Consider the following 9,314-nt stretch of genomic DNA (forward strand, 5'->3'; position numbering starts at 1 on the left):
AGTGCCATATGTGGCCCTGCCAACAGTAGCCGCACGGTTGAAACCTGATCATCCTTCGGTAGGTGTGAGAGCGCGGCCAGGCCGCATCGCCGGCGCGCGGCAATGACGGCCAAGCGGCGCTTCGCACCGCCATCGCCTAGCGCTTTTCCGCCTCTTCAGGCGCCTGGCGCGCTGTAGGCAATCGCGCGGCGCGCATTGAGTGCATGGACCTCCCCCATCGGGATGGGATCCGCCTGCGCAACGCCTACACCCTGCGCTCCTCCATGGCCTCCACCTTTCGTGCCGTCGTCGGGTAAGAGTTTTACCCGCTGCTGGCTGCCGGGCGCGAGATGGAACCAGTCCTGCTCCGCGCGAAAGGCCATATCGTCGATATGCACCCAGCGCGCAAAGCGCCGCGTTGACACCGTCAGCCACCAGTCGCCGTCTTCGCGCGCCACGTCGACCGTCAGCTCCGGCGGCTCGAGCGCGGCCGCGCTGCGATCAGGCAGGTAGCAGGCCTGGCTCAACAAGGCACCATGGTGCGGATCCACCAGTGCGGCGCGCACCACGTCATGCATGCGCGGCCCGAAGCGATAGGCATAGGTGAAATCGAAGAAGGCCCCGGCCAACGCGGCGCCGCTGATGCGCCGCGTGGAACGCGGGGCCAGGCACACATCGCGCGCTACATCGAGCAACGCGGTCTCGCCGTCGCGCCAGCATTGCAGTTGCAGGCGCACGTTGCGCGGCGTGGCGCTCTCATTGATCAGGTGCAGGTGAATGCCGTTGAGGCCTTCGTCGGTGATCAGCACCTGCAGCGGCTGCCACACCTGGCGCAAGGCATGCCAGGCCGACTTGGGCCGGGCCAGCGCATCGACAATGCCCCAGCCCGCGCCCGGCAGCAGGTCCTGCAACTGCCACACCAGCCCACCCGAGCAGGTCGAGCCCGCTCGGCGCCATTCGCTGAAGACGTCGGTCATCGCCTCCGCCACCACTGCGCGGGACAGCGCCAGGTAACGCGCGGTGTCCTCATAGCGCAGGCGCGGCGGGTCCACCTTGAACAATTCGCGCAGGTAGAAATCGCGCACGTCCTCGAAGTCCCAGCCGCTGCCGGCATCGCGCGGCACGCGGGCCTTCCAGCGCGGGTCGTGCACGGGCGGCACCGCGAGCGCATCCGACATGGTGCGCGCGCATGGCACGTTGGAGAATGCCAGGCACTCCGAGGCAAAGCGCACATTGGCGCGGCGCGCGTCGTCGAGCGGGCGCTGGTAGGCACCCACGCCGTAGTAATGCGTCACGCCGCTGTCGGCCTGGAAGGGCCATGCGCCGCCGCACGGCGAGTTGCGCACATAAACCGCGTCGGGATGCCAGGCCGCAACGCACGCCGGAATGATCTCGTCGAACAAGGGCTGGCGCCAGGTGGCCGCGGGCGTGCCCATCATCGCGGCCTGCTGCTCGACCTCGCTGCCGCCGCACAGCACCGCCACGCTGGGATGATGGCGATGCGCCGCCAGCCACTCGCTGACCTCACGCCCGGCCTGCGCCATCAGCGGGCGCGCGGCCTCGGCGTTGGCCGAGTAATCGAAGTTGGCGAACATGAAATCCTGCCAGACCAGCAGGCCCAGCGCGTCGCACGCGTCGAAGAAGGCCTCGCCCTGGTAGCAGGTGACGCCGCTTACGCGCACCATGTTCATGCCCGCGCCATGTGCCAGCGCAAGCCACTTTTCCACTTCGGCGGGTGCATCGGCGTGGCCGGCAAGGTCGTGGCTGGTCCAGCAGGCCCCGCGGCAAAAAATGCGCTCGCCGTTGATGCGCAGCGCAAAGCCCTGGGCGTCTTCTTCGCGATCCGCCAGGCCGTCGGTGCTGCCATCGCTGGACCTGTCAATCTCTATGCGGCGAAAGCCGACCTGTCCGCACGCGATGCGCTCTTCGCCAAGCCGCAGGTGCACCGCATAGCGCGCGGGCACGCCATGCGTGTGCGGCCACCACAAGCGCGGCTCGGGCACGCTCAGCTCGCCCTCGTAGACGATGCCGCCGATGCCGGCGTCCACTGCCGTCACGGGTGCCTCGCGGCCATCGGCGCACAGCATGATCGTCATCGCCGGCGGCAGCGGTGCCACGTCGCGCAGGCGCAAGCGGATGACACCGCCTTGCGCCGCATCGGCGGCCAGGCATGCCTGCAGGTCCAGGCGCGCCGTCAGCAGCGGGCTTGCGTCGGTGGCTAGCGGCAGCAGGTCGATGCCGCGCCAGGGCCCGATCGTGTGCACGCTGGGGCACCAGCCGGGCATGTGGCCAAGCAGCGTGGTGCGGACCAGGCGCAATGTGGGCGGCGTGATCATGCGCGGCTTCCAGCGCACCGGGCCGCGCTGCGTGCGCAGCCAGCGGTGCAGCGAACGGAAGCAAAGGCAGAGCACATGCTCGCCATCGAGATGGAGCTCGGCCTCAAAGGCCGTAAACATGTTCTGCGCGTCGAGCACGCGCACCTCGCCCAGCCAGACCTCGGCCACGGTAGCCAGGCCGTGCAGGCGCAGGCGGTACGCGCCCGCGCCGCACACCGTCACGCGGTACCAGTAGTCGTGATCGTGCAGCGGCCGAGGCGCCGCCGCCTGCCATTGCCCCGCAGTCTGGAGCGCCTGCGCCACCGTCCCGGGCACCTGGGCCGGCAGCCAAGGGCCGCGCCCGGCCAGCGCCGCGGGCGATGCCACGGCGCCGGCAGGCGTCTCCAGCAAGGTCCAGTCGCCGGCGAGCGGCTGCCGGTGCGCGGGTCGCCCGGGGACGGGCGTCAAGGCGAGCGGCGCGTGCATGGCGGGCGGCCCTCAGTACTCGGCTTCGCCCACGTAGCCCGCCAGCGCCGGCACCGCCGCCTCGTAGGAAGCCTCGAGCTGGTCCAGGCAATCGCGGCAGCGATCCACGCGGCGGCTGATGATGGAACGCACCAGGCGGAACTGCATCACCATGGCCTCGGACGCGAGCTTCTGGCACGCGCCCGCAATGCTCTCTGGCATCGGCTGGCCGTGTTGCACCAGCCAGCGCAGGTACTGCCCAAGCAGCTCGAAGTTGGCACCGAGCTGGCGCAGCACGCTGAAGGCGTAGGGATGGAAGGTTCGCTCGCCACCCGCCATCAGGGCTTCCTGATGCGCGGGAAACGCAGTGCGGAAGGCCGTGATCGGATTCTGCCGCGGACGGCGCGCCAGGTGCTTGCGCAGCAGCGCCAGCGAGGCGCGCACCAGCATCGTCCCTTCGAGCGCGGGGAAGCGGCGGCGCACCACCTCGGCGTACGGGAACAGCAGGTTCACGTCGTCCGCCAGCGCGGGCAGGCGGCGGAACAGCCCGGCGTAGTCCTCGCCGCTGGCCACGTGATAGCCCTCGTTGTGGTAATAACCCACGGACTGCGTCTCGGGCATCATCACATCGATGCCGATGGTGGTCTTGGTATGTTCGCGGCGGTACGATGTGGCCCGGTTGTCCGGCAGGTAAAAGCCGTCCACCTCGAGTAGCACCACGTGGCCACGGCAGGTCTGCCCGGCGACGCGGTCTTCCATCGACTCATATAGCGACAGCTCCTGCACCACCACGCCGTAGAGACGTTCGAGATCGTCCGGCGGGTATTTGAAGAAGGTGAACTGGTCGCCCTCGAAATCCTGCGACACGGTGAAGCCGAGCGCCGCCACCGGGTCCAGCCCCCAGCCGTGCAGCAGTTCGATCCACAGGTCCACATAGCAGTTGGTCTGCGGCCAGACGGGATTGCCATTGTGCAAGGCGTGCGACACGTGCGTGCCACGCTCCAGGGATCGCGGATCGACGAGCATTACAGCCCTCCCAGGGTGGCGCGTACGTCCTTGGGCCACAGCGACAGGTCGAAGCCGTGGTGGCGCAGCAGCGCCAGCGTCAGGCGCTCTATGCCGAAACCCACGCAGCCGGTGTGCGCCGGCTCGCCGTCGGCGGTGCGCAGCGTCCACACCTGGCCGAAGTGATCCATGTGGTAATTGAAGCTCATGCACGCCGTGGGCGGGGCGCCCTCGTTGATCGGGATCAGCAGCTCGAACTTGAGCTTCAGTTCGCGCTGGCTGTCCGCCACGATCTTGCCGCCACGCCCGAAGAACGGGTCATTGGCGACGTCCACCTCGTGCGGGAGCTCGAGCATGGTGGCCAGCTGCTGGCCGCGCTCCATCCACAGCTGGCGAAAGGCGATGATCTGCCCTGCATTGCCCAGGCGCACGTACTCGCGCTGGCGGAACATCTGCATGCGCGCCGGATCGATCGACGGCTCATGGCGGAAGCAATACGACAGCACATCCACCACCAGCCCCTGCGGCGGCATCGGGCCGCGCCGCGCCACCGCCGGATAGATCGGGTAGCACGCGGCCGGCGTCAGCACCACGCGGGTCGGCCGCTGCTCGTCGGCCCATTCCTCGCCCGTCTCCATCCGCGCCAGCAGGCGATGATGGTCGCGATCGCTGCCGCAGAAGCTGTGCACGGTGCCGGCTAGCTGCGGAAAGCTCTTCAGGTAGTCGCTGGCCTCGAAATCCTTGCGCGACATGGCGGGCGGAAAGCGCATCACTTCCGCGCGCTGGTCGGCGCCGAGCTCGGTAACGGCCACGTTCAGCCCGTCCGCGATGGCCTCGAACACCGCGCTGCGGCCATAGACGCCATCGACCCCGCTCGGGATCAGCAGGCCCGCCTCGATCAATGCCTGCTGGTAGCGCCGCTGGCCTGCCTGCGGATCGCTGTACGAGGGCGTAGCGGCCGAGGCGGCGGCGGCGTCCCCGGGCGCGGAACTGGCGCGATCTTCCACGCTGACGTTGGCATCCATGTCGTGCTCCCTAGCTGGAACGCTCGGCCAGCAGCAGGCTGGCGGTATTGGTCAGGATCCGGTCGTTGTTGATCATCAGCGGCGCGGACCAGAGATCGCGCAGGTGACGCCCCAGGCTGTAGGGCGTGCCCTGCTTGTAACCGGCCATGCCGCAGACCATCATCGCTTGCTGCACGGCCTCGATCGCCATCGTGCTGACGCTGGTCTTCAGGCCGTTCATTTCCGCGGCGAGCGAGAACAGCGCCGACACCGAGAGGCCAGCGTGACGCTGGCGCTGGTGCGCCAATGCGAGCTCGATCCGTCCTTCCATCATCTGCACCATCGCCACCGCATCCGCCACCCGCGTCGCCGAGGGCGGCAGCGAGCCCGGGCGCGCACGCGCCTGGCCCTGGAAAAAGGCCTTGGCGCGCTGCACGGCATCGCCGGCGATGCCGGTCCACAAGGCGGCCCACAGGATGTGCGAAACCGGCGTCATGGTGCCGTCCGCGATCTCACCGAACGCCACCGGCAGGATCTGCTCGCAGGCGCCGCGCGCCTCCAGGCGAAAGCCGTTGCTGCAGGTGCCGCGCATGCCAAGGGTGTCCCAGGTGCTAAGGCCCTGCAGCGTAAAATCGTCTTTCAGCAAGCACACCATGACCTGGTCCGAGGGCGAGGCATCGGCATGACGGCGCGCGGTGGCCAGGATGGCGTCGGAATGCGCGCCATAGGAAATCGTGGGCGCCATCTTGAGCAGATGGAAGCGGCCGCTCTCGACATTGACGGCGCAGCCGCTGTTGCGCAGCGCGCCGCCGATCGCTTCTTCTGACGTGGCCGAGGCGAGCAGCAACTGTTCCGAGGCAATGCGTTCGAGCAGATGCTCATGCCAAGGGCTCCCCGTGCCGTGCTCGACGATGCACGCCACCTGGATCTGGTGCATGGCGTAGACCATGCCGGCCGACGAGCAGGCCCCGCCCAGCACACGGCAGAGGGCCGCAACGGTGTCGAGCGAGGCGCCGGCGCCGCCGTGCGCGGCGGGCACCATGGCGCTGAGCAGCCGGTGCTGCCTGATGGCGGCAAAGGCTTGATGCGGAAAGGCTGCGTCGCGGTCAACCTGGTCGGCGTGCTTGGCCGCCTCGGTCGCGGCGAGCTGCGCTGCAGCCATCAGTTCGGCGGCGGTGGTGTGGGCCGCCATCGGGCGTGCCAGGTCCACACTGGCTAGCGAGGGGCTCATGCTGCCTCCTGTTGCTGTCTTAGATGCGCGGCCGCCGCTGCCAGCGAGTTGACACTGCGAAAGAGCTGGCGGGTCAGCATGGCGTCCGGGATCTCGATATTGAATGCGTTTTCGATCGCCAGCATCACATGGACGGTGGCAAGCGATGACAAGCCGGCCTCGTAAAGATCGGCCTGGTCGTCGAGCGCGTCGACCGACACGTCGAGCCGCGCCACATCGGCAAGGATTTGTCGAATGGTTGCCTTCATCACTGTGTCTCCTCGGTGAGGATGGTCGGGATTCATCATTGGGCCGCAGCGGCAGGCCGCCTTCGGTGCGCTGGCCCACCAACCTTGCATATCGGTTGCCGGCGCCGGTGCTCGGGGGCGCGAACGGCTCAGACCGCCTCGCGTCCCGTCCAGCCGTGCAGCGCGGTGCGCAGGATAATGTGCAGGTCCAGGCGGAAGGACCAGTTGCGGATGTAGAAGATGTCGAACTCGATGCGCTTGCGCATCTTCTCCACCGTGTCGGTCTGGCCGCGCAGGCCATTGATCTGCGCCCAGCCGGTGATGCCGGGCTTGACCCGGTGGCGCAGCATGTAGCGATCGATGACCTCCTTGTAGATCTCGTTGTGCTCGATGGCGTGGGGACGCGGGCCCACCACCGACATCTCGCCACGCAGCACGTTGATGAACTGCGGCAGCTCGTCCAGGCTGGTGCGGCGCAGGAAGGCGCCGATACGGGTGACGCGCGCATCGCCGCGCACGGCCTGGGTCACGCTGCCTGCTTCCTGGTGCTGCACCATGGTGCGGAACTTGTAGACGCGGAACGGCCGGCCATCCATGCCCAGGCGGGTCTGGTGGAACAGGACCGGGCCGGGCGAGGAGCGCTTGACCAGCACGGCGATCAGCAGCAGCAGCGGCGACAGCCCGACCAGCGCCGCCAGCGCGAAGGCGCGGTCGAAGCTGGCCTTGAGCAGACCCGTGATGCCCGACTGCGGCGGGCTGTTCAGGTCGATGACCGGCAGGCCGAGGAAGTCGCTGAAGCGATGGCCGAGCAACTCGACCGCCATGATGTCGGGCACCCAGCGGATGTCGATCAGGTCATTGCGGAAGTGGGATACCACGTCATAGAGATCACGGCACGCAGCCATCGGCAGCGTCAGCCAGATTTCGCGCACGCCGTTGTTGCGCACGAACGCGCAGACCTGCTGCAGCGAATCCAGCCGCGTCACGCCCGCGGGCACCGGCTGCTCCGTGCCTTCGTCGTAGATACCGGCCACGTCGTAGCCCGCGCCGCGATTGTTCCGTACGCGCTGGTACATCTCGTGGCCGAGCGAGCCGTAGCCCAGGATCACGACGCGCTTGGCATTGATGCCGTGCTCGCGCACGCTGCCCAGCATGCCGTAGAGCACCACCCGCGAGGCCAGCAGCATGACGGCGACGCTCAGCACCCAGCCCATCGACCAGAGCCGGGACAGCGCGGCCGACTGGTGCATCAGGTACGCAGTGACCAAGCCCAGCACGCACACCGCGCCCCAGGCCGCGAGCGTGCGCACCGCCAACGCGGCGCGGCTGCGGCCGCGCCAGGAGTTGTACAGGCCACAGGCGGGGAACACCAGCAAGGTGCTGACCGAACACAGCACGGTGATGAAGCCATGGACCGGGGCGGCGCCCCGCAGGCCTTGGGGGAACAGGAGCGCGCCGACCACCACGCCGCAGGCGGCAACGATGGCCGCGTCGGCGAAACGATACAGGATTTGCAGGGCGGCCTGCCTCTCGGCAACGAATGCGCGCACCGTCGACATGATTTGCCTCCATCCGGCGAGCCGGACTTGTTATGCAGATCATGGTTGCGCCGCGGCGGCGATACAGTCTGTTTGCTTGCGCACACACACGCTCAGGACGCGTGCTGGCCGGCTGGGCAGCCCGGCTCAGGGCGGCGTGGAGGTGGGCATGCAGGCCAGCAGCGCGGAACCCTCGCGCTGTCCAGCCCATTCGCGCCATTGCCCGCGCTGGAATGGCTTGTCGCGCCCGGCCAGCCGGGCGGCAATGATTTCGAGCCAGTGATGCGTGGGCGCGGCGACGCCAACCGCCGGCACCCCCAGCATCAGGACGACCACCAGCGCGCCTGCCAGGGCCGGCGCGGAGCGGGCCGGCCGCCGGCCCCAGAAGATGAAGCTCAGGCTGACGGCAAATCCGAGCGCAAGCCCGCTCAGTACTTCGGAGCCGGAATGTGCCTCCAGCTTCAGCCGCGATACGCCAACCAGCAACGCCAGCAGCAGGCCGATCCAGCCAGCGCCAACCGCAAGACGAGGATGCCGCGCCGACACGACCAGGTAGAACAGCACTGGCAGTACCGACGCCGACATCATGCTATGCCCGGAAAACCCAGTGAAGTTGAGCGCCGCGCAGCCGATGCCCCAGCCCATGAAGGCCAGCTTGGAGGCCAGCACCACCGCGGCGGTCACACCGAAGCTCAGCACCCAGCGGCGCGCGCTGGCAACGGCGCCGGCATGGAACAGCCATGCGGCGATCAACACGGCGCAGGGCAGCAGAAGGGAGGTTTCGCCAAAGCGGGAAATGAAATGCCAGGGAATCATGATGGCTGTCAGGGGGCGAGCACGCGAGCAAAGTAACACAGTTGCGCGACGGGCTTGCCTGCCGCGCGTGCTTTCGGGTCGGCCTAAACCCAGCCAAAAGCATGAGGCGGCCAGGGTGCCAGCCGCGGGGCCACGCGGTGGCGCGAAGCGCGCGCTGGGCTGGCGGGTCTGCGCGGGGAGCCGGCGGGCCAGCCCTTCAGCCATGTGGCAGATGCGTCTTCTGGTCGATACAGCTACCGCCGGGGTTTAGCTATCGTCGGAGAGTGGCCGGCCGAGCGGAATCGAGCAGGCCACTTTAGAGTCCGCATGGTCCCCCGGTCGGCGGACTCTTTTTTTTGTGCGGCGCATTCTGGTTTTGGCAATCTTGCCGGGCAGCCATCGGCAGGCAGGAAAAGAAACAGGCCACGGTTTGCCGCCTCTGCCGGCCGGCTCGACCGTGGCCATCAAGATCCGGCGCAGCATGCGCTGCGACCGAAACACGCGTGCGCGCATCCCTGCCGGCATGCGCACCGGAAAAGCTCCGGTCCCCCGAACACGCGCTTCTCGTCGCTCCCTCTTCTTGTCCTGCCCTCGTGGTCTTGCCGCGGATGACCAGGTGTCTGCATCCCGCGCTGCTACCGGGACGCCCTATCCAGTGGCCGCGGCCTAGCCGGCCGCCGGCTCATGCACGCACTCATGCACGCGCTCCAGCGCCGGCTCGCTCGCCACCACCACGCAGTACTCGTGGCGAGCGA

Annotated in this window: 7 protein-coding genes; all 7 read right to left on the bottom strand. The window is 68.3% G+C overall.

Features of this window, described 5'->3' with window-relative positions; all coding sequences use genetic code 11:
- Positions 1-155 precede the first annotated feature (155 nt).
- The 7 genes from ACYP5B_RS37965 to ACYP5B_RS37995 all read right to left on the bottom strand — a co-directional run bounded on the left by ACYP5B_RS37965 (position 156) and on the right by ACYP5B_RS37995 (position 8,580).
- Positions 156-2,780 (bottom strand): glycoside hydrolase family 2 protein, encoded by a 2,625-nt coding sequence (locus ACYP5B_RS37965; protein WP_459573007.1) that lies wholly within the window; start codon positions 2,778-2,780, stop codon positions 156-158.
- Positions 2,781-2,792: 12 nt separating this feature from the next.
- On the bottom strand, positions 2,793-3,785 hold the full coding sequence (locus tag ACYP5B_RS37970) for a DUF1839 family protein (RefSeq protein WP_459573008.1): 993 nt from the start codon (positions 3,783-3,785) through the stop codon (positions 2,793-2,795).
- The gene (locus tag ACYP5B_RS37975; RefSeq protein WP_400095860.1) at positions 3,785-4,789 is read right to left on the bottom strand and encodes an amino acid--[acyl-carrier-protein] ligase; all 1,005 of its coding nucleotides are present in this window, start codon (positions 4,787-4,789) and stop codon (positions 3,785-3,787) included. Before ACYP5B_RS37975 ends, ACYP5B_RS37970 begins: the two co-directional genes overlap by 1 nt.
- Before the next feature lie 10 nt (positions 4,790-4,799).
- Positions 4,800-5,999, bottom strand: coding sequence for an acyl-CoA dehydrogenase family protein (locus ACYP5B_RS37980; protein ID WP_400095859.1), 1,200 nt, complete (start codon positions 5,997-5,999; stop codon positions 4,800-4,802).
- Positions 5,996-6,247, bottom strand: coding sequence for an acyl carrier protein (locus tag ACYP5B_RS37985; RefSeq protein ID WP_400095858.1), 252 nt, complete (start codon positions 6,245-6,247; stop codon positions 5,996-5,998). The genes ACYP5B_RS37980 and ACYP5B_RS37985 overlap by 4 nt, the downstream gene beginning before the upstream one ends.
- A gap of 128 nt (positions 6,248-6,375) precedes the next feature.
- Positions 6,376-7,785 carry an undecaprenyl-phosphate glucose phosphotransferase gene (locus tag ACYP5B_RS37990; protein WP_459573009.1) on the bottom strand — a complete coding sequence of 470 codons (1,410 nt, stop codon included), beginning with the start codon at positions 7,783-7,785 and terminating at the stop codon, positions 6,376-6,378.
- Positions 7,786-7,911: 126 nt separating this feature from the next.
- Positions 7,912-8,580: a phosphatase PAP2 family protein gene (locus tag ACYP5B_RS37995; RefSeq protein ID WP_400095857.1), complete on the bottom strand. Its 669-nt coding sequence runs from the start codon at positions 8,578-8,580 to the stop codon at positions 7,912-7,914.
- Positions 8,581-9,314 lie beyond the last annotated feature (734 nt).

It is taken from the genome of Cupriavidus sp. 8B, assembly GCF_054589115.1.